Origin of the sequence: Oceanispirochaeta crateris, assembly GCF_008329965.1 — a bacterium.
Lineage (GTDB): Bacteria > Spirochaetota > Spirochaetia > DSM-2461 > DSM-2461 > Oceanispirochaeta > Oceanispirochaeta crateris.
The window spans coordinates 3,828,505-3,853,680 of sequence record NZ_CP036150.1 but is presented as its reverse complement, the minus strand read 5'-3'; the positions used below and the strand labels follow the sequence as shown (position 1 = coordinate 3,853,680).

Sequence of the window (25,176 nt, the reverse complement as noted above, 5' to 3'; positions counted from 1 at the left end):
ATCATTTGGTGTAGTCAAAGAGGAAGTCAATGGCCAGAAGTCCGGCGGATAACTCCTTATGGTGCACCATGAGGCCCTTTAACAGCAGTTTATGCCCCCATTCTAAAACATCGGTACAAAGACAGTAGTCATAATAAGGTGAATCTCGGTCACTATCCTTTTTCCTCACTTCCTTAAAGAGGAGTTCAAGTTGAACACCCAGACTGATCTGTTCATCATGAGTCAGTTCCTGCTTGAGTTTGGCCACCCTTATATCATCTTCATCTTTCTTACGCCTAATCCTTTCGGCCAGCTCCCCCAGGGTATATTCCCGGATTTGTTCAATATCAAAGACAGCTGCCGCGCAGTCTGCCAGGCAATAAAGGAGTTCCTTTCTCTGTCTCATTGATTCTGGAAGAATCCTTCTGATTTTCTGCCGCGGGGTCAGTTGTTCCTCATCACTACTGCTGATATGGAAGTCCAGGATTTTCCGGGCGGCCTCACTGTCAATATATTGATCAAAGGATTTTTCAGCCTTCACATCTGGCAAAAAAAAGTATTTTTCCCCTTTTAGAGCTCCAAAGACCCTTTTTGTATCCAAATACCCCAGTTTCCGGAAATTATCCAGGAAGGAACGGCTGAAATCAAAGACCCATCCCATATTGATGGAATTCTTGATATATATGGTCCTACTGCCGGTGATATTGGGTTTTTTATTGATTCCCATCCCGGAAATATCGACCACAATTATGTTTTTGTATCCCCTTGCCCGAGCCATTTCATAGGGCATATTGTCAACAACTCCGCCATCAATAAAAGATTTACCATTGATAACAGTCTGCTCCAATCCAGGGAAGGCGGCACTGGCCATGAGATAATCCAAAACGGCCCCGGGGGGCATATCTTCCAGGAATTCATATTGAGGCTTAAAGTCGGAAACATTAAAAGTAACCACTCCCAAATCATTCCCAGAGCGGCGGATAGCCTCTTCGCTGAGGTGATTCTTTAGCATTTCTCTTAAGGGAGAAACATCAATTCCTTTTTTTTCGACAACGCTATGATAAAACTTCTTGAAGGCAGTCAGATTGGCCTTTCCAACCCGTATGGCTCCGTTTTCAAGGAATTCTTCTGGAATTTTCATGATAAAATCGACGCCAATATTGTCACCGATATATTCCAATTCCTTTGTAAGCCCCTGTGCCAGATACCCAGCAACTATGGCTCCGATTGAGTTTCCAATGAAGGCATCCACCTCAATACCCAGCTCGCTCAAAGCCTTCCAAGCACCCAGATGATAGACTCCTTTGGCCCCTCCGCCACTCAAGACAAGACAGTATTTTTCTTTTTTCCTTTTACTGAACATGAATGACCTCTCATAGTATCATTATGTCTGTATCAGGAATTGTTGCAATATAAAAAATCAGGCTGTTAGAGACTTCAAGCGCCTCAATTTTTCAGGAAGATACTGAAAGTAATCACAGTGCACCCTGGGAGAGAGCCTTGATTTCTGTTTTTCCGTCTCAAAAAAGGATGAAATCATCTGAGCGGTCCTGGCTGTGTGGTCCTCCAGAATAAATTGGTGATAGGGGTCTGATTTAAAGGGGAACTTGTTTAAATCTTTTATAAACTCAGCGGCATCTTTTTTCAGGCGACTCAGGCTGCTCCCTCTGCCCCAACCACTGGATGTGAGCATCCTGGCATTCAGTCTCTGTTCATATTGCCCCTTCTGAGGCAGAGCCAGGACCGGTTTCCTTAAATACAGGGACTCTGACAGGAGCTGATGCCCTGCGGGGGCAATAACTCCGGCACAACCGGCAAGAGAAGTGATAAAGTCCTTCTTTTTATCTGGAAAATAACGGAACTCCTGGTGGGGGAATTCTGCCAGAATAGATTTGACTTCATCAGAAGAAGACTCTTTGACATACACAAGGATATAGTCTCCTTTTACGGGTACAGCCTTTCTGATTTCATCTCTCAGTATGGGCCCGACATCTCCGTCATAAAAGGAGCAGATGATATTTTTTTGTGCCGGAGGAGTCATGACTGTTGCCACAAGCCTGGCTGTCACAGCATCGGGAAGCAGAGAGAGATACCGTCTGACAACAGCAGGATGATTCAAATTGAGCAAAGGCAACCCCGCTTTCCAGGCTGCAAGCGCCGTAAGGGGTTCAAAGTCGCTGATAACACCCTGAACATTCTTCTTTTTCATGTTTTCCGCAATGGTATCGGTGATTTCATTAAAGCGGAACAGTAGAGGAAGATTCTTTTGAATAGAACCAAAATAATCGACACGATGCCCTTGAAGAGAAAAATGGATACCCGGAATAAGATCCAGATCCGCAGGAGGACACTTTTCCTGTATAAAAGGAGCAATTGACTCAGGGCACAGAATTGTTAAATCCATTGACTTTGACAGGAAAGGCCACAGAGCAGCCGATCTGGAGGCATGACCTCTTCCTTCTCCCGCAACACCGTACATTATTTTCATTTGTTACTCCCCATTAAATCAGAGTTAGACGTTTACAGATGGCTTATTTAAGGGGTTTGAAAGTTATGCTTTGATAAGAAAATTGTCAGAAATTCATTGGACGGCATTTTTCACATATTTCTAACAATTCTTCATCAATTTCTTATTCAAAAAGCTGATGATTGTCCTCATTAAAAAATGATATAAAAAGGAATAGCACCATGTTACTTATGAGTGGTCTGCTTGAAAGGAAAGCCCCCATGACAGAAGACTGGAAAGAAATCTGTGAAAATCTGGATTACGCCTTCCAACCGATTGTCAACTGCTATACGGGAGATGTCTTTGCTTATGAAGCCTTGCTTCGGAATTGGGAGAATTGCGGATTTGCCAGTATTTTTGATGTTTTTGACCAATCCTTTGCGGATAGAACACTCTATGCAGTCGATCTGGAGCTTAGAAAAAAAGCCATTGAGAAATTCTGCACCATAGAGGGAAGCGGAGCGAAGGCTCTCTTCTACAACCTGGATAACAGGGTTCTGGAAATGCCGGATTACAGCCCCGGAAACACTCAGGGTATTTTGAGTTCTTTGGGGATTGCCCAATCAAACTTCTATTTTGAACTCTCCGAACGCCATGAATTTAACAGTTATTCAGAAACAATCCAGATATTGAATCAATATAAAAGACAGAATTTCAGAATTGCCATAGACGATTATGGCTCCGGATATTCGGGGCTTCAGCTCCTTTACCATTCAGAGCCGGATATAATTAAAATTGACCGCTTCTTTATTGCCGGCGTTCATAAGGACCAGAAGAAAAAACTCTTCGCAGAAAACATTGTGAATATGTCTCACTTAATGGGGATCAAAGTGGTTGCCGAAGGGATTGAAACAGAACAGGAATTAGACTTCTGCCGTGAAATCGGTTGTGATTATCTACAGGGTTTTCTCATTGCCCATCCGGAAAGAGAGATACAGAACCTTCACTCAACTTATATTCTGAATAACGACAACTCTCATTTTGGTAAAAGAAAAGGTGAAAATCAATCCCAACTCATAGAAGAGCGACTCACCGCAATAGCACCTGTGAAACTGGAGGATGAGGGAGTATCCATTCTCAAACGATTTCACAAAGACTCTTCCATTCGTCTTCTTCCCGTTGTCAGTGACAAGAATGAACCATTGGGAATCATCCGTGAAAAAGATCTAAAACAGTATGTGTATTCTCCCTTTGGGATATCCTTATTTCAGCACCACTTCAACAATATGGGAATCGAAACTTTTGTCACTAAGATTCCCATGGCAGAGGTAAACAACAGCCTTGAAAAGATCTTAGATATAAGTGCAGCCTATAAACGTTCTGAGGGTATTCTGATAACCCGAAACGGAACATATCTCGGATTTCTGGACCCATCCGATCTGATTCAGCTCCTATATGAACAGAAACTGGCTTTCGCCAGAGATCAGAACCCTCTCACGGAACTGCCAGGAAATTACACAATACACAAGAACCTCGCGGCAGTTTTGGAAAAAGGAGAACCGGGACAAAGGATCGTATTTTTTGATTTTAACCACTTCAAACCTTTCAATGACACCTATGGTTTCAGGATGGGAGACCGTCTGATTATCCTGTTCACTGAAATCTTAAAAAAGGTGTTCAACCTCGATAAAGATTTTATCGGCCATGTGGGAGGAGATGATTTTCTTATAATTCAATCTGATGTTCAGGGCGATGATTCTTGTAAACAGGTAAAACAGGCCCAGGCTTCCTTTGCCGAAGGAGCCCTGGCATATTATTCTGATGAACATAGACTCAAGGGAAGCTTACAAGCCCGGAACAGGAAGGGACAATGGGAAAGTTATTCCCTCATTTCTGTGAGTGCGGCCGTTCTGGATGTGAAGGCCCCCGGTTCGACAACACTGGATCAACTCAACAGCCTTCTCTCAGATCTGAAAAAACAAGCCAAAAGCAGACAAAATCACTTTGCCCGCCTTGAATTGAATCAGAGTATGAGCGATTTAAAGCCCAGTTGATATTCCAAATGGATGCTCTCTTCATCACTCAAATTTGGCCCACTTTCACTCCGGCAGACATATGCTTATTGAAAACTGCTGTCAAATCTGTATTATAAACAAATGAAACACTCAATAAAAGCAAAACAGAATAATTCCAAAAACTGTATCGTCTGCGGACTGGACAACAAGCTCAGTCTCAAAACCAAATTTTATGAGACTGAAGACAATGAAGTCATTGCCCTGTTTACAGCAGATGAAGTGCATCAAAGCTATCCGGGAATCACCCACGGCGGTATTTCATCGGCAATTTTGGATGAAACCATAGGAAGAGCCATCATGGCCCATTACGATGAAGATGTATGGGGAGTGACTCTGGAACTGAATCTGCGCTATAAAAAACCCGTTCCTCTGGGAGTAGATCTGAAGGCCGTGGGTAGAATCACCGCCGAGAGAGGGTCCCTTTTTGAAGGAACCGGCGAGATTCTTCTACCCGATGGAGAAGTAGCCGTCAGCTGCAAGGGAAAATACCTCAAACGGAACATTCACGACATTGCCAATGACTCTTTCACCGACACTGAATGGTTTTCCGTGGAAGACAAATCCAAAGTGAAGGAATTAGACCTTCCCTGATCCGGACCGAAGAGAGGGGCTCCTATGGACACTCCACCGCAAGCTCCTGACCAATTTTCCGGAGAGACTGGTAGACGTTTCCGGCAAGAGGAACTCCTTCCGCCAGGGACAGAGCTTCTGCTTCGAACTCTTTCTGACCCGCAAAATAAACCCGCTCATGCCCGGCCGCAGGACTCATACTGCGGATATCTTCCAGCATCTTGTCCATATTATGCCGGAACTCCAGAGCATCCATAAACAGGTTGATCTTCATGGCTCCAAAGCAGTGAGAAACCCGCGCGGATGATTCTCCCTTATCATAGATATCAGCACCCCAGGCCGATCCGGAAAGAACGCCTGTCATGATGTCTACCATCATGGCCAGACCGAAGCCTTTGTGACCACCGGAAGTCTCAGAATCTCCCCCCAGGGGAACAATGCCTCCGCCCCGTCTATGAAACATGTCATCCAGCAAAGGCCCTGGATCTGTGACGGTCAAACCGTCCTTGTCCACAGCCCAACCGGGTTTCAAACTTTTTTTATCCCGGTCATATATTTCTATCTTTCCCCTGGTCACAACCGTTGTAGACATATCCAGGACAAAGGCTTTTTCCCTATTTGCAGGAGCGGCAAAAGCCAAAGGGTTTGTTCCAAACATCACCTGTTTCCCAAAGGTCGGAACACCCAAGGCGGCCGTATTGGTCATGGAAATACCAATCATATCCCGGCTGAGAGCCTTCATGGCATAGTATCCGGCAATTCCGTAATGATTGGAATTTCTCACGGCACCAAAGGCCATACCGCTCTTTTCGGCTTTATCCAATAGGGAGTTCATGGTCTGACAGCTAACAGGAGCACCCAGAGCTCCCCTGGCATCGACCATCAAAGACACAGGAGTTTCTCTGATAATCTCCGTTTCGACATGGGGATCCATCAGACCGCTTTGTAAACCATTAATGTAGCGCTGCAAGCGGGCAACCCCATGAGATGGGATACCCCTGGCATCTGCAGCCACCAGGACGTCGGCACAATCCAGTGCATCCGCCGGATTCACACCACAGGCTTCAAAGGCCTTCACACAAAACTTCAGGAGCTCTTCTTTGTTGATTTTAACACTATCCATACAATTTTCCTTTTTTTTTACAGGGATGTTCTATTCTATTACAACGGCCTGGTTCTGAGCCATGACAGCAAGTTCCGCGGCCTTGAAGGCATGCTCCTGAGTCATGGCATTCTCCGTGCGATGGAGGCAGTCCAATATGAGTTGTCCGAAGAAAGGATACCCAACAGTACCGCTCACAGAAAAATGATGTTCCCCTTTTCCATCGACGAGATAGACCTGATCTCCCTGTGGGTCCCGGCAGATATCAACATATTTTCGAAGCTCAATATAACCCTCGGTTCCAAGTATGGTCGTCCGTCCATCTCCCCAGGTAGACAGACCATCCGGTGTGAACCAATCCACTCTGAAATACTGGGTGGCTCCATTATCTCCCAGGATTACGGCGTCTCCAAAATCATTAAATCCGGGATGTTCCTTATGATTATAATTTGCAACCTGACTGTGAGCAATCCGGGCTTCTTTGACTCCCGCAAAATGGAGAAACTGTTCGATTTGATGGCTACCGATATCACACAGAATACCCCCGTATTGTTCGGGGTTCCAAAACCAGTCAGGCCTGACTTTACCAAGCCGGTGAGGACCCGTTCCAAGGACTTGCAGTACCCTTCCGATGGCTCCCTGTTCGATCAGATGGCCGGCATATACAGCACTTTCGACATGAAGGCGCTCACTAAAATACACCGCATACTTTAATCCGGTTTCCTTCGTTTTATTGCGAGCCATCTCCAGCTGTTTCAGCGTTGTGAGGGGGGCTTTGTCTGTGAAGTAGTCCTTCCCATGATCCATGACACGCATTCCCAAGGCACAGCGCTCGGATGTAATCGCCGCTCCGGCAATGAGCTGAACCGAGGGATCATTCAAGATTTCTTCTTCGGATGACGCGATTTTGACTTCCCCATAGGTCTTTGAAAAAGCCGCCATCTTTAGAGGGTCCTGATCATAGACCCATTTGAGCTGCGCTCCTGCTTCTATAAGACCATTGCACATCCCATAGATATGACCATGCTCAAGGCCAATAACCGAAAATATGAATTCTCCCTCTTTGCACACAGGATTGGGTTTACCAACCGGGGCATAATTGGCTCCATCAGATTTCTGATTCATCTTTTATCCTCCCTTTTAATTTTCCAGACTCTCAAATTAACGGCAAGTCCGGCGGGAGTTATAAAAAAACTGATCAATTCGAGAAAAAACTTTTATTCCTATCGGCGATGAGCCTGAGTCCTTCGAGGATCAGCCAGGGTTCGTTCATGGTGAATCGATCCGTCAAAGGAGCAATGACAGAAGCCCGGCCTCCCGTTGCGATCACAGAAGCTGTTCCTCCCAACTCTGCTCTCATTCTGTCGATTAGAGCCTCAACCAGACCTGTATACCCCCAAACGACACCCGACTGAATCGATTTGATTGTATTAGTCCCTATGGCCCGTTGGGGCGGTTCCAACCAGACCTGAGGCAGCTGAGCCGTATGCTCAGAGAGGGCTTCCGCAGCAGCCTGTAGTCCGGGGGCGATGGACACACCCAGGATCTCTCCCGGTTCCCTAATAGCCGTGAATGTAAGAGCCGTTCCAAAATCCACGACAATACAATTGCCCTGAATGCGATGATAGGCCGCAACGGAATTACAGACGATGTCCGTTCCCAGCTCGGCTGGATTCTCTATTAAAATTTTAAGACCCGTCTTCACGCCCGGCCCGACAATCAGCGGATTAAATCCCGTCATCTGACGAACCATTTCCTGAATTTTCCCCGTAAGACCGGGTACAACAGAGCTGATGACCGCCTGGTTGATGGCCCCCCGGTCGACATTCCCCTCACGGAGGAGGTCCCGGACAAGGACTCCGTACTCATCGGGCATTTTAGAAGGATCCGTGCTGATCCTCCAGTGATTAATCCAATTTTCACCGTTATGGAGCCCCAGAACGATATTCGTATTTCCTACATCAACGGCCAGCAACATCATGATCCTCCTTCAAATCTTCCAATTGGGACCTTTTACCCTGATGATCCACTGATTTCCATGTAAGGATCACAGCACTGCAGATCAAGGCTGCAGCAGCGGCTTCGGCCAGACCATTGGCCAAAACGATGGCTCCGATCAACTCCCAGGGGAGTGCTCCGGCAATTCCAAGAGCGCCCAGAACAAGAAGAGTATTGGTTAGACTCCCCATTAGGGAGGCTAAGACAATGGAAATGGACAGAAATTTTCCCCTAAAAGCCTTAAAAACTAAAAAACTTGTCAAACCAATGAGAATCCGCGGAAGAACGGAAATGAGAGGATTGACAAAAAAGACATCCACAGGACCCGTGGGGGAAACAGCAGCCTGAATGAGGCTAAAAATACCGAAAATCAAGCCTATGATCATTCCCACCACCGGTCCTTCCAGGATGGCCCCGATAATAACGGGAACATGCATGATGGTCAGGGATGCGCCGGAAATCCAGGGAATAAATCCGAGGCGGGTGGCTCCCAAAACCACAGATACCGCCGCCATTACCGCGGTGATGACGATCTTACGTGTACGATTAGAATCTGACATTACTTCCTCCTATAGAGATTAAAAACCTGCTGAGCAGCAGCAATAAAAATCCTAAGATCAAAAAGACAAGAGCCCTTGTATCCCCCACGGTCCAGGGATATTCAGCGAGGCGGCTCCGCTCTTTCCCCGGCTCATAACAGCGCGCTTCCATGGCTTCCACGAGGATTTCGGCCCGCTCCAAAGCCGCCACAAACAAAGGGATAACCAAGGGTATGTAGAGTCTCATTTTTTTGATGAGTCCCATCTTCCAGGTTCCAAAAGAACCGCCACGGGAGGCCTGGGCCTTCGTAATATGCTCGGCTTCCATGGCCAAAATCGGTATAAACCGGAAGGTGATGGTGATCACCAGAGAAAGGTCGTGGGACAAACCCTTTTTGCGTCCCAAAGGCCGGAAGAGGATTTCCGCTCCATGACTGATCTCTGAAACGGTCGTAACCGATGTAAAGAGAGTAAAAAGCAGAAAAAGGCAGAAGAATCTGCCAAACAATTTACCCGTGAAAAGCAGATCTTCGGGGTGGAGTTCCCAGGAATAGAAGTGCAGGAGCGCTTCGGTCTGGTAGAAACGAGGAATTAAAAACATCTGTATCAGGGCTATGAGAAGTAAAAAAGGAAGCACAGGTCTGACGCCTTTGAGCAAAAACCGCAGTTTCAATCTCGCTAAACGGGCGAATATAACCAACAGAAAAAAAAGAAGGGGCATTTGGGGGATCAGCGGGGAAAAGAACACCATGCCCATCAGGACTAACAGGGCCATGATTTTGAGCGCGGGATTCAGATTATGGATCACCGTATTCCCAGGTTTATACTGTCCCATAGACAGGTTATGAAGAATTTCAAAATCATTCATATGATTTATCTCCTGAGGGGAGAAGGATTGAATCCAACAGCTCCCGGGGTGTCAGAATGCTTCCGGGATGAACAGCACCAAGGGCGGCGGCAATCCTCGATGAAAGAGGATAATCCAGCCCAGGAACCGAGGGGTCTTGGCGTGTAAAAAAGTCCGCCGCGTCTCCATCCCAGAAAATCTCGGAATCCTTGAAAACAACGAGACGCCGGGAGAGCCTCAGAGCCTGCTCCACGCTGTGGGTAACCGTGATCAGCGACATGCCCCGGGATTGAAGATCAAGGAGGATATTTTCAAGTTGATCAGCAGCCTCAGGATCAAGGCCGGCTGTAGGTTCATCCAAAAGGAGGATTTCGGGATTCATGGCGAGAACACCTGCCAATGCGGCTTTTCTCTTTTGTCCACCGCTGAGGGCCTTAACAGGAAAATCCCTGTAGGTTTCAAAGGGCAGTCCCACCTGATCAAGGGCCTCTTTGACTCTCAACGCCAGGGGCCGGCCCCGTAAACCCTGCTGAGAAGGACCAAAGGCCACATCATCTCCCACAAGGGGGGCAAAAAGCTGCTTTTCAGCTTGCTGCATGACAAGACCGATCCTCCAACGGAGTGCCCTGAGATCGGTTCTCTTATCTAGAGGATTCTCATGTAATAGACGGATTTCCCCTGAATCAGGCAGTAAGAGGCTGTTGAGAGTCTGTAAAAAAGAGGATTTCCCGGAACCGGTAGCCCCCAACACAGAAACAGATTCACCCCGATAAAGGGTAAAGTCCACATTTTTCAGGGCATACACAGGAAAATCCGTCCCCTTGGAATAGGAGCGGGAGACGCCCTTCAAAGAGATGACCTGCTCCTCCTGTTTTGAGGATCGAAGCTCTTCTTTGTTTGTAATTCTGCATCCTATGCCCCGGTCCTTGAGGGTTGAAATCAATTCCTCTTCTGTGAGAACAGGTGAAAATTGATCGGATTCTCCAAAAAGAAATCGATTTAATTCCTGAGCTGGTGTTTCCTTCAGATGCCAGCCTTTCAGACTCTCACTCCTTTGGAGAAACAATCTTGGTGTACCGTCTTCAACCAGATGTCCGTCATTCATCACCAAAACCCGGTCTGCGAGTACGGCCTGTTCCATAAAATGACTGATCCGGAGGATTGTATGCCCGGCATTTTGTAGCTCCACGAGAAGGCGGTTCAGCTGTGTTCTCCCCGAGGGATTCAGCATGGATTCGGCTTCATCTAAGATCATACAGCGGGAGCCCATGGCCAAAATACCTGCCATAGCCAAGCGTTGCTGTTGCCCCGCAGAGAGCTGATGTGTTCCTCTGAGGGATAAAGGGCTAAGGGAGGTTTCTTCCATGGACTGAATGACACGCTGTCTTATTTCCCGGCTATCTAGGACGAGGTTTTCAGGACCAAAGGCGATATCCTCCTCGACAACAGTGGCTACGATCTGAGAGGAAGGATTCTGAAAGACAAGCCCCGTATGACTGCGGATAGTTCGGTGGTGACCGGGGAAGGCTGTATCTAGGGAGTCCACCAGAATCTGCCCGCTTTTGGGTATCAAAAGTCCGATGATCAGCCGGGCCAGAGTGCTTTTTCCGGAACCGTTTCCCCCAACGATAGCCGTATGAGTTCCGGCTTCTAAACGAAAGCTCACTCCTTCGAGAGCAAGGCCGCTCTGCCCGGGGTACTGGAAGCTGACATCACGGAATTCAATAAACGACATAGATCCCCCTGAATCTTAAAAACAGGAGAGTATTTGAGTCCAAAGCGGATACTTGTTTTTTCTTCATTGTTCCCTCAACGTCCCGTTCCTTGGCGGATACAGGCGTACTGGTTCTTCAAATCTAATCCCTTAGGCTCTTTGAGTCAATATAGCCCCTCTTCGCTCATTGACGCCCATCCCCTGGTTACGTACAATTCAGGACAATTATGAAACCATTTTCACTCCTGATAAAACCGGCGTCCGCCGACTGCAATCTCCGCTGTGAGTACTGTTTTTACCTGGATCATATCTGCGAATCCCAAAAAACAAGGATGGATGATAAGACTCTTGATAAATTGGTGTTTTCCTATATGCAGACCTCCCAGCCCCAGTACTCCCTAGCGTTTCAGGGAGGAGAACCCACCATTATGGGTCTTCCTTTCTTTGAGAAACTCATCAAACTGGAACAAAAATATGCCCCGAAGGGAGCCGTTATAGCCAATGCGATCCAAACCAACGGTACTCTCATAACAGATGAAATGGCCGCCTTCTTTGCCCAGTATCAATTTCTGCTTGGCATCAGCATGGACGGTCCTCCCGAAATCCACGACCATTACAGAAAAACAGCCGCGAAAAAGCCCTCCCACCACCTGGTCATGAAAGGCCTTGAAAACCTAAACAAACACAAGGTGGAATACAATATATTGACCCTGGTCAATGACCTTAATAGCAGCCAGCCCCAACTTGTTTATGATTATTTATTTGATATGGGAATACGATTTATGCAGTTTATTCCCTGTGTCGAGTTCAAGCCCGATGGAGTCACTCCCGAACCCTGGTCGGTCCCACCAGAAGGATGGGGAGATTTTCTCATAGGAGTCTTCGACCGCTGGTTTAAGGATAGACATGAGGTTTCAATCAGGTTTTTTGACTCAATTTTGAACAAGATGGTTTTTGGAAATCCGACCACCTGCGACATGGATAAAAACTGCTGCCAGTATTTTGTAGTGGAGTACGATGGATCGGTCTATCCCTGTGACTTTTTTGTCACAGAAGACCTGAAACTTGGAAATATCCATACTGGAAACTGGAAACAATTTATCACAGATAAAACCTACAGAGAGTTTGGCAATGCCAAGTTGAAATTCAGTGATGAATGCACATCCTGCCCCTGGCTCTCTTTTTGCCATGGAGATTGTCAAAAGAACAGAACTGGACTCAAGAATGATGGATTATCCTATCTCTGTCCCGGATTGAAGAAATTTTACAGCCATGCCCTACCGCGGCTCAGATCTCTGGCTGATCAAATCAAACTGGAAAGGTCTCAGAGAAGAAACTAGGTCACGCAAAATCCGGGAACTTATATCCCTGATCTATCAACAGCCTATTTTGGATTTTATACAAATAAATCATTATACTTACAGCACAATTGTGCAAAGCACAGAACTGTTTATCAATAAGATCATAATGAGGAGTTCTTAAATGAACCTGAAGGATAAGAAATTATTAATCCTGGACGGGGCCTGCGGGACGAGTATCCAGAACATGGACCTGCCCGATGCTGTGTGGGATGACAATGAGGGCTGTAACGAATACCTCTGTCTGACGGCTCCCGAGAGGATTACCGAAATGCATCTTGAGTTTCTAAAAGCCGGTGCGGATGTCATCGAAACAAACAGCTTTGGTGGAACCAGCATTGTCTTGGGAGAGTATGGTCTGGAGGACCGGGTCAAAGAGATCAACACCGCAGCAGTCATGTGTGCCAAAAAAGCGATAGAACAGCATGGTGCCGGATGGATAGCCGGTTCGGTTGGCCCGGGAACAAAGCTTCCCTCCCTAGGACACATCAGCGTGGATGACCTGGCGGCGGCCTATAAGGAACAAATTGAGGCTCTGGTTGATGCCGGCGTCGATCTGATTCTATTGGAAACAGCCCAGGACATCCTGCAGCTAAAGACAGTCCTCGTGACCTGTTACGAAGTATTGGAAGAAAAAAAACAGGATATTCCCGTCATGGTTTCGGTCACCATTGAGAGCACAGGGACCATGCTCGCCGGTACGGATATTGCCGCGGCGGCGGCCATCATTGAACCCTACCCGGTATTTTCCTTTGGTTTAAATTGTGCCACCGGGCCGGAGGATATGCTCAGCAGCATCCGATGGCTCAGTCATAATTGGCCGGGACGGATTTCCTGCCTCCCCAACCAGGGTCTGCCCGAAATCATTGACGGCAAGACAACCTACCCCATGTCTCCCGATGCCTATGCGGGAGAGTTAAAAACCTTTGTAGCCGACTGGGGTGTATCACTGGCAGGCGGCTGCTGCGGAACCACTCCGGTCCATATTGCGACCTTGAAAAAAACTCTGGCGGAATCTGCTCCCGCCGAAAGGAAGATACAAGCATGAAGCCTTCCATAGCAAGCTTATATGAGGCTGTTGACCTGATTCAGCCCATCAAACCTTTGATCATTGGAGAACGGTGCAACGCCAACGGTTCACGCCGGTTCAAAGAGGCTCTCCTAAATGATGATTATGATACCTGCCTAACCATAGCCAGAGAACAGGAGGCCGTTGGAGCCCATGTCCTGGACCTCTGCACCGCCTATGCGGGCCGGGATGAGATGAAGGACTTTGAGATTCTGATCCCCAGCTTTGCTTCATCCCTCAAGGTTCCTCTGATGATCGATTCCACCACACCAAGTGTCATCGAAAAAGCCCTGAAACTCTATCCGGGCCGATGTATCGTCAACTCGGTGAATCTGGAAGATGGCGGCGTTAACATCTACAAGGTTTTAAAGCAGGTCAAAAAATACGGAGCCGCGGTAGTCGCCCTGACAATCGATGAAAAAGGGATGGCCATGACCACGGCGGACAAGGTTGCTGTAGCCAAAAGGATCTACGCTATTGCCGTCGATGAAATGGGTCTCCGTCCCCAAGACATTCTCTTTGATCCTTTGACCTTTACCATTGGCGCTGGAGATGAAACCCTTAAGGATGCGGCGATTCAGACCTTAGAGGCCATCAGGGGCATCAAAGAGGAACTCCCCGGCTGTCTGACCATGCTGGGACTCAGCAATATCTCATTCGGATTGTCTGCGGTATCACGGAAGATCCTCAATGCCGTTTTCCTTCACGAAGCCTTGGAGTACGGCTTGGATTCCTGCATCATCGATGCGGCCAAGGTCATTTCGCTGGCCTCGATCCCGGAAGAAGACAGGGAAATTTGCCTGGACCTCCTTTATGATAGAGTCAAGAATCCTGAAAAGTCTCCCCTGCTGACATTCATCGACCATTTCAGCACGGCTACAGCCGATAGTGACAATGAAGAAGATACGAAATGGAAGCCCATTGAGACACAACTGTATGACAAGGTTGTCACCGGAAACAAGGATGATCTTGAAGATGTTTTGGATATGCTTCTCCAGAGGCGATCCCCCCTTGGGATCATCAACGATATCCTTGTCCCGGGGATGCGTCATGTGGGAGAACTCTTCGGCAAGGGTGAGATTCTTCTGCCCTTCGTCCTTCAGTCTGCGGAGGTCATGAAGACCTCTGTCCGATATCTGGAACCTCTAATGGAGAAATCCGACGAGGAGAGCCGTTTGAAGATCCTCCTGGCCACCGTACAGGGAGATGTCCATGATATCGGTAAAAATCTTGTGGATATTATCCTGAGCAACAACGGGTACAAGGTCTACAACATAGGGATTAAGGTTCCCGCCGAAACAGTGATTCAGAAAGCCCGCGAATACGATGTAGACATCATAGGTCTCAGTGGACTCCTCGTAAAATCAGCCATGGTAATGGCCGAAAGCCTCCCCCAGTATGAAGAAGCTGGTTTTAAAGTACCCATCTTCTTAGGTGGAGCCGCTCTCACTAGAAAATTTGTGGCAGAAAGCTGTGTTCCCGGCTATGGTTCTCCCGTCGTTTACAACCAGGATGCCTTTGATGCCCTGAAAAAAGTACGCGACTTTGAAGCAGGAACCCTGGAAGCCACCACATGGACGGCTCCCAAGGATGTAAAAGAAGTCAAACCGGGGCTAAAAGATGCAACCATATCCAGGGTAAACCCTGTCCCGGAACCTCCCTTTCTGGGAGATAAGATAGTCAAGGACATAGACCTGGAAGCTGTGCTGAACCTGGTGAATAAACAGGCTCTTTTTCGGGGCCGCTGGGGCTATAGACGGGGCAAGATGTCCGCCGCAGAATATGAAGATCTGATAAAAACCAAAGTGGAACCACTGTATGAAGAGTTCCGTCACCAATTTCTTCATGAAGGGCTCATTGACCCCAAAGCCGCCTATGGCTACTTCTCCTGTGAAAGCCGGGATGATCATCTGGTGATGTTCCACAACGACAGGGAATTTGACTATGGGTTCCCCCGTCAGGCAGAAGCGCCGTTCCTCTGTCTCTCCGATTATTATAAGAGTGCAGAAGAAGGAGGAGATGTGGCCGGTCTTTTTGTCGTAACCATAGGAGATGAAGTATCCAAACGGACGGCCGAACTCTATGAGGCCGACGCCTACCATGACTACCTGATGCTTCACGCCTTCTCAGTTGAAGTCACCGATGCACTGGCTGAGTACTGGCATAAAAGGATGCGCCAGGAGTTGGGAATTACCAGTACAGAACCGGAGAGCATCCATGGATATGTAACCCAGCAGTATCAGGGATCACGCTATGGATTCGGATACCCCTCCTGTCCGGATATTTCGGCTCATGGTCTTCTTTTTGACATGCTGGATCCTTCTCGAATTGGTATTACATTGACAGAAAATTTTGAAATGGTTCCTGAACAGAGCACATCCGCTCTTGTAGCCCATCACCCCCAGGCAAAATACTTTGCCGTATAATCCATTTATGGAAAATAGGAGACCTTGATAATGAAATACATATGTGTCAATTGCGGCTACATCTATGATCCCGCCGTAGGAGATCCCATGGGAGATATCCCTGAAGGAACTGCTTTTGAGGATCTCCCCGAAACATGGGTTTGTCCTCTGTGTTATTCCACAAAGGATTTGTTTGATCCCGTAGACTGAACCTTTTCTAAGACAAATAAAACCAAATTACAAATAGACCAAGGAGAAAATCTTGACCCCTTTTCTTGAACGCATCAAAAAGCAGCCCCTCGTTTTTGACGGAGCCATGGGTACAATGCTCTACACCAAGGGAGTCTTTCTGAACCGTTGTTATGATGAACTGAATCTGACAAACCCAGAAATTGTAGGAGAAATCCACAAAGCCTACAGCGAAGCAGGAGCGGATGTTCTGGAAACCAATACCTTTGGTGCCAACCGCATAAAACTCACCGAACATGGTCTGGGAGAAAAAGTCAGAGAGATCAATGTGGCCGCAGCCGGGATTGCCAGACAATACGCCATGGACAATCTTTATGTGGCAGGCTCCATGGGTCCCTGTTTGAAATCGGGGCAGATCTTGGGAGAGAACAGGCGGGAAGAACTGAGTGAGGTCTTTTCGGAACAGGCTCAGGCTCTGAAGGAAGGAGGGGTCGATCTCATCCTTCTGGAAACATTCAGTCATAGCGAAGAGCTGATCCTGGCTGCCCAAGCCGCCGCCGAAACGGGTTTACCAGTATGCGGATGCTTCACCCTGACAGAAGAGGGTTACACCCCCGGAGGGGAGAGTCTGGAAGTACTGATGCAGGGCCTCGACAGCTGTGAGGCCCTGGACCTGGTGGGACTCAACTGCGGAACCGGCCCTTCCCATACCTACAACTGGGTAGAAAGGGCTCTTCCTCTCACACAAAAACCATTGATTGCCATGCCCAATGCAGGATTTCCCAAAGAACAGGACGGTCGGATGGTCTACCTTACAAATCCTGAATATTTTGCCAGTTACGCCCAAAAATTCATAAAACTGGGAGTCAGCGGGATAGGAGGATGCTGCGGTACAACCCCGGAACACATCCTCAAGGCTTCACGGACGGTCAAGGCCACCTCCTTAATAAAGCAGCATGTGGAAATTAAGGTTGTCGATAGAACCGCATCGGATGTGCAACCTGTCCCCCAGGAAGAGAAATCGAGACTGGCTTGCCTCCTGAAACAAGGGAAGATGGTGACATCTGTGGAAATAACCCCTCCCAGAAGCACCGATCTGACTGGTTTCATCAGCAAGGCAAAGGCCTGTGCCTACCATGGTGTGGATGCCATCAACATCCCAGACGGTCCTCGGGCCAGTGCCAGGGTATCACCCATGATCGCCGCCTCTATCATCCAGAAAGAAGCGGGCATAGAAGCGGTACTTCATTATACCTGCCGGGACCGGAACCTTCTGGGAATGCAGTCTGATATACTGGGATCCGTAGCTGCCGGGCTGAACAACTTTCTGGTCATCACCGGAGATCCGCCCAAGTCGGGAGACTATCCTGAAGTCACAGGTGTATTTGACGTAGATTCCATAGGACTGACCCAGGTCATCCTGGGACTCAATTACGGTCGAGATTTTGGAGGAAACCCGATTACTCCTCCCACAGGTATTTTTACGGGTGTGGGAGCGAACCCCTGTGCGGTGTCTCCGAAACTGGAACTAGACCGGTACAGAAGAAAACTGGAAGCCGGTGCCGAGTTTGCCATAACCCAGCCCGTATTTGATCCCGATGCCCTGTTGAAATTCATGGATGAAGCATCGGCATTCGGAACGATTCCCGTGGTAGCGGGAGTATGGCCTCTAGTCAGCTTTAAGAATGCCGAGTTCATGCGTAATGAAGTTCCCGGGGTGGAAGTTCCCGACAGTGTTATGGAAAGGATGAGCCGCTGCAAAACCAGGGAAGAAGGGATTGCAGAGGGCATTCGGATTGCCTCGGAAATATGCAGAACCATCGAACCCTATGTCCAGGGCTATCAGGTAAGTGCCCCCTTCGGCCGGGTAGAACTGGCGCTGAAAGTTTTAGGAATGGATACAACTATATGAGAGAACAACTGAAGATTTTCTGCGGCGGTGCCAATCCAGATTTGACAGCCGACATTGCCCACGCTCTGGACCTTGAACAGAGCCTTCTGAAAATGGCCCGTTTTTCCAACGACAATCTGTCTGTGCAGGTACTGGAAAATGTCCGAGAAAGAGATGTCTTTATAGTGCAGTCCCTGACGACACCGGTAAGCGAACACCTCATGGAAATGCTCATTACCATGGATGCCCTGAGGAGTGCTTCCGCGAGGCGGATTACGGCTGTAATCCCCTATTACTCCTATGCCCGGTCAGACAAGAAAGATGCTCCCCGCATCTCCATAACCGCCAGGCTCATAGCAGATCTGTTGAAAACCGCCGGAGCCGACAGGGTTCTGACGATGGATCTTCACTCTCCCCAGGTTCATGGATTTTTCAGCGTACCCGTGGATCACCTCACTGCAACATCCCTCATAGCAGACTACTTTGTAAACAAACCAGGCAGAGAGAAGATGATCGTAGTGGCCACTGATGCGGGGGGCGCCAAAAGAGCAGGCCATTTTGCACAGCACCTGGATGTGCCCATTGCCATCGTAGATAAGAGACGGATCAGCGATACAGCAGTAACTCAGGGGGAAATTGTAGGGAATGTACGGGGAAAAGTCTGCATCATATTTGATGATGAAATAGCCACAGGTTCTACCATTCTGGAAACGATGAAGACCCTTAAAAATGCCGGAGCTGCCAGCATCTACGTCAGTGCCGTACACGGTGTACTCAGCGCTGATGCAGTTCCCCGCCTCAAAGAAGCGGGGATGGAAGAACTGGTTCTGACCAATACGGTTCATATCCCCGATGACAAAAAAATGGAAAACTTGACCGTCCTATCTGTAGCCCCCCTGCTGGCCGAAGCCATCAGAAGGATTCACACAGGAGAAAGCATCGGAGAGATGTTCCCTTAGCATTCAGGTTCAGCCGGTTATAAACTGGCTGAACTTTTCAGAGAGGTCCCGGGTAATACTGTCTAGGTCATCCCCAAGCAGCTGCAGCTTTTTCATGGCATCGACCACTTCGGATGCCTTTCTATTGATCTCATCTACACCAATTGCGACTTCTCCGGATTTTGATTTAATACCCAACAAGGAAGTACTTGTCGAATCGATCCCCCTGTGAATTTCAGAAGACCCCTGACTGACCTCGTTTGTCACATTGTTAATCTCTTCTGTTGATTCCATAACCTGCCGGCCCCCTATGGTGAGTTCCGAGACAGAGTTTTCAATTTCGTGGAAGGCATTCACCGTAGACTCGACCTCTTCAGAAATCGAGTCGAATATTCTCAGTGTTTTTACAACATTTTCTGATGTATTGCTGACTCCAATGGTAATATCCTTAATCAGCTTGCTGATGGTTCCTGATGATTTACCCGAGGTTTCAGCCAGTTTCCTGATTTCATCAGCAACAACGGCAAAGCCTTTTCCCGATTCTCCTGCATGAGCCGCTTCAATGGCCGCATTCATAGACAACAGATTAGTCTGGGCCGCAATATTATTAATCGTGACAGCCATTTCCTGAATCTTGGATATCTTTTCCGCGACGACTGCAAATTCCTTTGAAGTCTGATCTATCTGTTTTTTACCCTCTTCTGCAATATTCTTAAGATCGGCGGTAGACTCTTTTTTGGCCACAGTAATATTGCCCACATTGTTCAAAGAAGCAATCATCTGGGTGATGGCGGCCGTCGATTCTTCAACCATGGATGCCTGGGATGAGATCATATTATCAAAGGAACTAGTATTGGAAGTAATCTCTTCCATGGCCGTTGCACTTTCACCAATATTGACATTCATTTGCTGCAGCTGATTTCTGACGGAATTGATATTCATATCAATGTCACCAATGGAGGCAGCCGTTATATCCGTGTTGGAACTCAGTTCTACACTGATGTTATGAGTTTTGCTCACAGCCATTTGGATACCGATGATCAGGGATTGAAGGTTTTCAATGAAGGCATTGAAATTATGAGCAACATCACCAACTTCATCCTTGCTGAGAACCACAAGTCTCTGTGTCAGATCGGCATCCCCACTGGAAATTTTCAAAAGAGAGTCGCTCACATTGCGCAAGGGAGCAAAAATTTTTCTTACAATTATATAAATCAATGCTGAAAATAAGATGAGAGCCAGAAAAGAACTCAAGACCAAAGCATACAAAATGGGTGTCAAACGGCTTTTGAAGGCCTTGGTGGGGATGGCGGAGACATAGATTCCGTCCTCTGTATATTGATAGTGTGTATAAACCTCCACCCCTTCGAAGGTATAGGTAAATCTTCCAGTTTTTTCTTTGAGAATCCTCTGACCAAACTCATACTGAGTCAGATCTTCACCGATTCTATCGATCTTTGAGTGATGAATAACGGAATTGTTTTCTTCAGAAATGATATAGGCATATCCACCATCCTTATAGGGATAGGTCATTAAAAGATTCTGAAGATTAGACAGCACCTTCAAATTTGAAAGTTCCGTCGGTTCTACACCAATTTGTACCAACCCGGAACCATCGGGTAGAGAGACCGCGATGTACTGGAAGAATTTGCCATCCTGTTGCCGGTTCTGCGGTTCCTGGGCCAGTTTCCCCTGGGGATTACCCAACAGTTCAAGAAATGGTTTTGTCTCTTCGTTCTGAGAAAAATCAAGACCGAAAGATTCCGGGTCAGAACCTGCAAAAAGGATACCACGGCTGTCTATGATATGTATTTCATCAATGCCGATGGCAGACGCCAGTTCCTGCATTCGTTCCGTGGATACCAGGTCGGGATTCTCATTAACAATGTAGGCGATGCTCCTGGCAATTTTTATATAATTGTTATTCATGCCCTCTTTCATAAATCGCATGTTCTTATTGAACATTTCATTCTCGTTGAGAAGATTCTCAAGTATAGTCTGGGTGCTCACCTCAAGGACATTATCTATTTCATGGGATATATTCGTATAACCGATGATCGAGACGATACTCACTGCCAGAACAAGCATGATCGCCACGGGAAGAATAATCTTGGATGTAATTTTCATATACAGGACTCCTAAAATTCTATAATAAAACAAATATTTTTTTAACTCTCACTCATTTCCTAATGAGCCAATTGAACTTGCACAAACACTGTATGGGTCCGGGAAGATCGGCTGGGTTTGGTAGAGACTGTGGATGTCAGCATATTCACAGACCCTGCAATCTCTAACTCACGATCATCCTTCCCGATAAGATCGGGCCACAGCCCTTCATTGAGGGAAATGGTCCCCGCCTTTATATCCTCGGTGATGAGAACAGGAACTCTAATACTTCCCTGTGCACTTGTCAAAATGACCTCAGAGCCTGATACTATGCCCCTGATAGAGGCATCTTCAGGATGCATCCAGACTCGCTTGTCATCATCCTTCTTAAATCCCGGAATATTAGAATATTGGGAATGAATCCCATGCAAAGAGTGGGGAGTAATCAAATACAGAGGATATTCTGGGTCATGGGGAAGGACAGACCTGAAATGGGGGTGAGCCGGAAAACCCAGGGTTTCATAAGCCAAAGGAGAAATTTCAATTTTACCTGAAGGGGTTTGAAGAGGATGAGCTTCGGGGTCTGCGATAAAATCGGAGAAAGCATTTCGATCCTGTTCTTCCCCGATAAAGAGTCCCTCCCTTTTGAAAGCATCAATATCGCTGATATCTGAATCCTCAAGGAAGGCATCGATCCACTCCGATTCACTGCGTCCGGCGCTATAGGATTCACCAAAACCAAGGCGTTCAGCCAAGGCTGAAAAAACACCATAGTCTGTGAGGACAGATTCGGGAGGTTCTGCGGCTTTTGCCGAATACAAAAGGAAGTTCCCTGCAGGAACCACCACATCGCTACGCTCTAAAAAGGTTGCTACGGGAAATATAACATCACACAGGGCCATGGTGGGAGTCATAAAAAAGTCATGACCGATAATCAATTCCAGCTTCTGAAAAGCCCTAATATTCTTTTGAATGTCGCTCCCCTGGGCCAGAAGATTGCTGCCTGTGATATAGGCTCCTTTGAGATCAAGACCTGTCTCTTTATAGGGTTCTTCTTCCTGCAGAATATAATCGGGCCATTCATACACAGGGATAGTAGGATCATTCTGTGATGGCACAGGAAATTTCCCGCACCGGGGACCCTGCATTTTTCCCCAGAACATGCCTCCCGAACTGCCGCCGGATTTCCCGATGTTCCCTGTTGCCAATTGCAAAGCCACAGGCATCCGTGCCGCTTCCTCTCCCCCGATAGCCCGCTGGAGAGAGAGCCCGGGTAAGAGAGCCGCCGGTTTAGTCCATGCGTACAGATTTGCCAATTTTTCGATTGATTCAACGGGAATCCCGCAGATCTCGGAGGCCCATTCGAGATTCTTGGGAATTCCATCGGTCTCTCCCATCACATAGGCTTTCAAGGAGGCAAAACCCCTGCTATAACATTCAATAAAAACATGATCCTGCAGATCGTTACGAATAATGTAAAACAAAATAGCAGCCATCAGAGCCGTATCCGTTCCCGGGTGAATGGGAATCCACCAACTCCCCATGAGATGAGCCGTCCTGGTTCTACGGGGATCTATGACCACAATGGGAACACCCCTCTTCTTAGCTTCGAGGATACGAGGGGTCATTTCACAGCCCATACGGGTATCAAAGGCGTTGTATCCCCAGAGGATGATGAGTTTGGAATGTCTTAGGTTACCCGCATCCATACCGCTCAGTTTGCTTCCAAAAACGTAGGGCAAAACAAAGGAGGCAGCCCCGTTGCTGTAACTTCCTGTGGCCCTTGTTGCTCCGCCCCAGAGGGTTAAAAACCGTGAAGTCAGGGCAGAATTTTGATGCAATGTCCCTCGACAGGCTCCCCCGCTAGAAAGATCAAGAAGAGATGTGGGTCCATATTGTTTTTTAAAATTTTCCATCCTTTTAGAGGCATGATCCAGTGCCTCATCCCAGGAAACTTCCCTAAAATCCCGGCGTGCATCATGGGTATTTGTAAACCGCCGGGGATGCCCGTCTAAACGCAAAAGAGGCTTGGTCAACCGCTCTGGGTGCTGATCGATTTCCATAGCATGAAAACCCTTGCTGCACCCCTTCATATAAGGAGTTCCTAAGGGATTATTGGAAATTCGGATAATGGTACCATCCTCAACATGAGCCAGGAGGGGACAACCGCCACCACAGTCTTTGTTACAGGAAACGGGGTAGGTTTTCATGGCCCCATATTAACCCAAGCACCAGTATGTGGAATAGTTCTGGAATTAAAATAGTTTATATTTCTACAGGAAGCTTCGTTTCATGATTTATCCTTGACATCACTGGGGATATCCATTGTAATTCATCCATGAACCTTACAATGATTGTGAACCCCAATGCGGGTAAAAAACAGGGAATGATTCAGGCACAATATGCTGCAGAAGTACTGCAGAACCAGGGCATAGGAGTGGTCATTCTTGAATCCCGCAAGGCCGGAGAAACACGGACTCTGGCAGAGAATCTGGACCTTCATGATGTCGATGGTGTTCTGGCAGTAGGTGGAGACGGGACTCTCTTTGAGGTCATCAACGGCTTACTGATGAATCATGACTCAGTACCGGTTCCTCTGGGACAGATTCCTGTGGGAACTGGAAACTCCTTTATCAAAGATTTGGGAGTTGAATCAGTAGACGATGCCCTTCAAATGATCACATCTGGCAATACGAAAGGAATAGATTTGGGATACTTTAGCTGCAGTGACGGGGCATACTACTTCATAAACCTCCTGGGCACAGGCTTTGTATCCAATGTGGCCTACAGGGCAAAAAAGTATAAGATGTGGGGTTCACTCAGCTACGTACTGGCCGTTCTGGAAGAACTTTTATTTCTGAGGTTCACCCCCATAGAACTTGAAATTGACGGTAAGCTCATGAACCGCAATGCATTATTTACAGAAATCTGCAACTCCCGCTACACCGGCGGAGACATGATGATGGCACCCGATGCCGAGATTGACGATGGACTTCTGGATATCATCCTGATGAACAAGACAACAAGGAGTCGTTTACTCAAACTTTTCCCATCCATTTTCAAGGGAACACACATCAGCAACAAAGCCATAGAAACCTACAGAGGGAAGAAGATTATTTTAAGATCGGACCGCCCTCTTCTGCTGACACCCGATGGGGAAACCTTTGGAACCACCCCCATCGAAGTGACCATGCATCCCTCGAAGTTACGGATGTATTGTTAGTGTACCGCCTCACCACAATCTTTGGTTATATTTCCTCCGTCTTGCTGCTACTGCTGATTCTGATATTGGTGATTTTGCAGAATGTTTTTCGAAATCAGAGACTCTTTGATCCTGTAATCAAGGGGTTGTGTCGCCAGATTCCCAGAAACTTCGGAATCAAGGTCCAAGTAGAAGGGAATCTGAATCTTGATCCCTCCAGGGGATATGTGTTCTTTTCAAACCATGTGAACATCTTCGACCCTATACTCCTTTATGGATACATTCCTTTATTCCTCAGAGGCATTGAACGTGAAGAGCATTTTTCATTGCCTCTCTGGGGTACGATTGTCAGGCAAATCGGCAACATACCCATCAGCCAGAGGGACACCAAATCGGCCCTGAATAGCCTGAAAATAGCGGGCAAAATCATCAAAGACGGGACATCCATCATCATTTTTCCTGAAGGGCACAGGACGCGGGATGGAAAACTGCAGACCTTTAAACGGGGTCCTTTTCATCTGGCCAGGAATGCCCACACAGACATGGTACCAGTGGTTTTGAAGGGCCTTTGGGAGGTTAAAACAATTCACTCCCTGTTTGTAAAGCCGGGTTCCATCAAAATTATCTTTGCCGAACCGATCCCCGCTCAAAGTATTCAGGACACAAGTGATAGAGATCTCAGAGTCAAAACCAGAGGATTGATCCAGGAAATTCTGGATCAGAACTCTGATGCTTAGATCACAACTTT

Annotated in this window: 20 protein-coding genes; 10 read left to right on the top strand and 10 right to left on the bottom strand. The window is 47.4% G+C overall.

Annotation, left to right across the window (positions count from 1 at the left end; genetic code table 11):
* Position 1: 1 nt before the first annotated feature.
* Both EXM22_RS17500 and EXM22_RS17495 read right to left on the bottom strand, forming a co-directional pair.
* Positions 2–1,342, bottom strand: a complete 1,341-nt coding sequence (locus EXM22_RS17500) for a patatin-like phospholipase family protein (RefSeq protein ID WP_149487766.1) — start codon at positions 1,340–1,342, stop codon at positions 2–4.
* A gap of 57 nt (positions 1,343–1,399) precedes the next feature.
* Positions 1,400–2,467 (bottom strand): glycosyltransferase family protein, encoded by a 1,068-nt coding sequence (locus EXM22_RS17495; RefSeq protein ID WP_149487765.1) that lies wholly within the window; start codon positions 2,465–2,467, stop codon positions 1,400–1,402.
* A 200-nt stretch (positions 2,468–2,667) separates the two neighbouring features.
* Here EXM22_RS17495 and EXM22_RS17490 point away from each other — a divergent pair, with 200 nt between their 5' ends.
* Together EXM22_RS17490 and EXM22_RS17485 are read left to right on the top strand one after the other, a co-directional pair.
* Complete coding sequence (locus tag EXM22_RS17490) at positions 2,668–4,479, top strand: GGDEF domain-containing protein (protein WP_149487764.1); 1,812 nt, start codon at positions 2,668–2,670, stop codon at positions 4,477–4,479.
* Positions 4,480–4,581: 102 nt separating this feature from the next.
* Positions 4,582–5,091 (top strand): PaaI family thioesterase, encoded by a 510-nt coding sequence (locus EXM22_RS17485; protein ID WP_149487763.1) that lies wholly within the window; start codon positions 4,582–4,584, stop codon positions 5,089–5,091.
* A 22-nt stretch (positions 5,092–5,113) separates the two neighbouring features.
* Here EXM22_RS17485 and EXM22_RS17480 read toward each other — a convergent pair whose 3' ends face one another.
* From EXM22_RS17480 to EXM22_RS17455, 6 genes are all read right to left on the bottom strand, one after another.
* Positions 5,114–6,193: an Ldh family oxidoreductase gene (locus EXM22_RS17480; protein WP_149487762.1), complete on the bottom strand. Its 1,080-nt coding sequence runs from the start codon at positions 6,191–6,193 to the stop codon at positions 5,114–5,116.
* Between the two features lie 30 nt (positions 6,194–6,223).
* On the bottom strand, positions 6,224–7,297 hold the full coding sequence (locus EXM22_RS17475; protein ID WP_149487761.1) for a Gfo/Idh/MocA family protein: 1,074 nt from the start codon (positions 7,295–7,297) through the stop codon (positions 6,224–6,226).
* Between the two features lie 73 nt (positions 7,298–7,370).
* Complete coding sequence (locus EXM22_RS17470; protein WP_149487760.1) at positions 7,371–8,153, bottom strand: type III pantothenate kinase; 783 nt, start codon at positions 8,151–8,153, stop codon at positions 7,371–7,373.
* Positions 8,134–8,730, bottom strand: a complete 597-nt coding sequence (locus EXM22_RS17465) for an ECF transporter S component (protein WP_149487759.1) — start codon at positions 8,728–8,730, stop codon at positions 8,134–8,136. Before EXM22_RS17465 ends, EXM22_RS17470 begins: the two co-directional genes overlap by 20 nt.
* Positions 8,717–9,577, bottom strand: a complete 861-nt coding sequence (locus EXM22_RS17460) for an energy-coupling factor transporter transmembrane component T family protein (protein WP_149487758.1) — start codon at positions 9,575–9,577, stop codon at positions 8,717–8,719. The genes EXM22_RS17465 and EXM22_RS17460 overlap by 14 nt, the downstream gene beginning before the upstream one ends.
* Positions 9,570–11,291: an ABC transporter ATP-binding protein gene (locus tag EXM22_RS17455; RefSeq protein ID WP_149487757.1), complete on the bottom strand. Its 1,722-nt coding sequence runs from the start codon at positions 11,289–11,291 to the stop codon at positions 9,570–9,572. The genes EXM22_RS17460 and EXM22_RS17455 overlap by 8 nt, the downstream gene beginning before the upstream one ends.
* Positions 11,292–11,497: 206 nt before the next feature.
* Here EXM22_RS17455 and EXM22_RS17450 point away from each other — a divergent pair, with 206 nt between their 5' ends.
* From EXM22_RS17450 to EXM22_RS17425, 6 genes are all read left to right on the top strand, one after another.
* Complete coding sequence (locus EXM22_RS17450) at positions 11,498–12,610, top strand: anaerobic sulfatase maturase (protein WP_149487756.1); 1,113 nt, start codon at positions 11,498–11,500, stop codon at positions 12,608–12,610.
* Positions 12,611–12,752: 142 nt separating this feature from the next.
* A complete protein-coding gene (locus EXM22_RS17445; RefSeq protein WP_149487755.1) occupies positions 12,753–13,676 on the top strand; it encodes a homocysteine S-methyltransferase family protein in 924 nt (307 codons plus the stop codon).
* On the top strand, positions 13,673–16,123 hold the full coding sequence (locus tag EXM22_RS17440; RefSeq protein WP_149487754.1) for a methionine synthase: 2,451 nt from the start codon (positions 13,673–13,675) through the stop codon (positions 16,121–16,123). Before EXM22_RS17445 ends, EXM22_RS17440 begins: the two co-directional genes overlap by 4 nt.
* Positions 16,124–16,153: 30 nt before the next feature.
* Complete coding sequence (locus EXM22_RS17435; protein ID WP_425465767.1) at positions 16,154–16,312, top strand: rubredoxin; 159 nt, start codon at positions 16,154–16,156, stop codon at positions 16,310–16,312.
* Between the two features lie 52 nt (positions 16,313–16,364).
* Complete coding sequence (locus tag EXM22_RS17430) at positions 16,365–18,203, top strand: bifunctional homocysteine S-methyltransferase/methylenetetrahydrofolate reductase (protein ID WP_210411518.1); 1,839 nt, start codon at positions 16,365–16,367, stop codon at positions 18,201–18,203.
* Entirely contained in the window at positions 18,200–19,141 is a 942-nt protein-coding gene (locus tag EXM22_RS17425; protein WP_149487752.1) for a ribose-phosphate diphosphokinase, read from the top strand. The genes EXM22_RS17430 and EXM22_RS17425 overlap by 4 nt, the downstream gene beginning before the upstream one ends.
* Before the next feature lie 9 nt (positions 19,142–19,150).
* Here the strand turns inward: EXM22_RS17425 and EXM22_RS17420 are convergent, their stop codons facing one another.
* Both EXM22_RS17420 and EXM22_RS17415 read right to left on the bottom strand, forming a co-directional pair.
* Positions 19,151–21,247, bottom strand: coding sequence for a methyl-accepting chemotaxis protein (locus EXM22_RS17420; protein WP_149487751.1), 2,097 nt, complete (start codon positions 21,245–21,247; stop codon positions 19,151–19,153).
* 59 nt (positions 21,248–21,306) lie between these two features.
* Positions 21,307–23,436, bottom strand: coding sequence for a molybdopterin-containing oxidoreductase family protein (locus tag EXM22_RS17415; RefSeq protein ID WP_149487750.1), 2,130 nt, complete (start codon positions 23,434–23,436; stop codon positions 21,307–21,309).
* 128 nt (positions 23,437–23,564) lie between these two features.
* On the opposite strand from EXM22_RS17415, the gene EXM22_RS17410 reads away from it, so the two are divergent.
* Positions 23,565–24,449: a diacylglycerol/lipid kinase family protein gene (locus tag EXM22_RS17410; protein ID WP_149487749.1), complete on the top strand. Its 885-nt coding sequence runs from the start codon at positions 23,565–23,567 to the stop codon at positions 24,447–24,449.
* A gap of 74 nt (positions 24,450–24,523) precedes the next feature.
* Positions 24,524–25,165 carry a lysophospholipid acyltransferase family protein gene (locus EXM22_RS17405; RefSeq protein ID WP_168203599.1) on the top strand — a complete coding sequence of 214 codons (642 nt, stop codon included), beginning with the start codon at positions 24,524–24,526 and terminating at the stop codon, positions 25,163–25,165.
* Positions 25,166–25,176 lie beyond the last annotated feature (11 nt).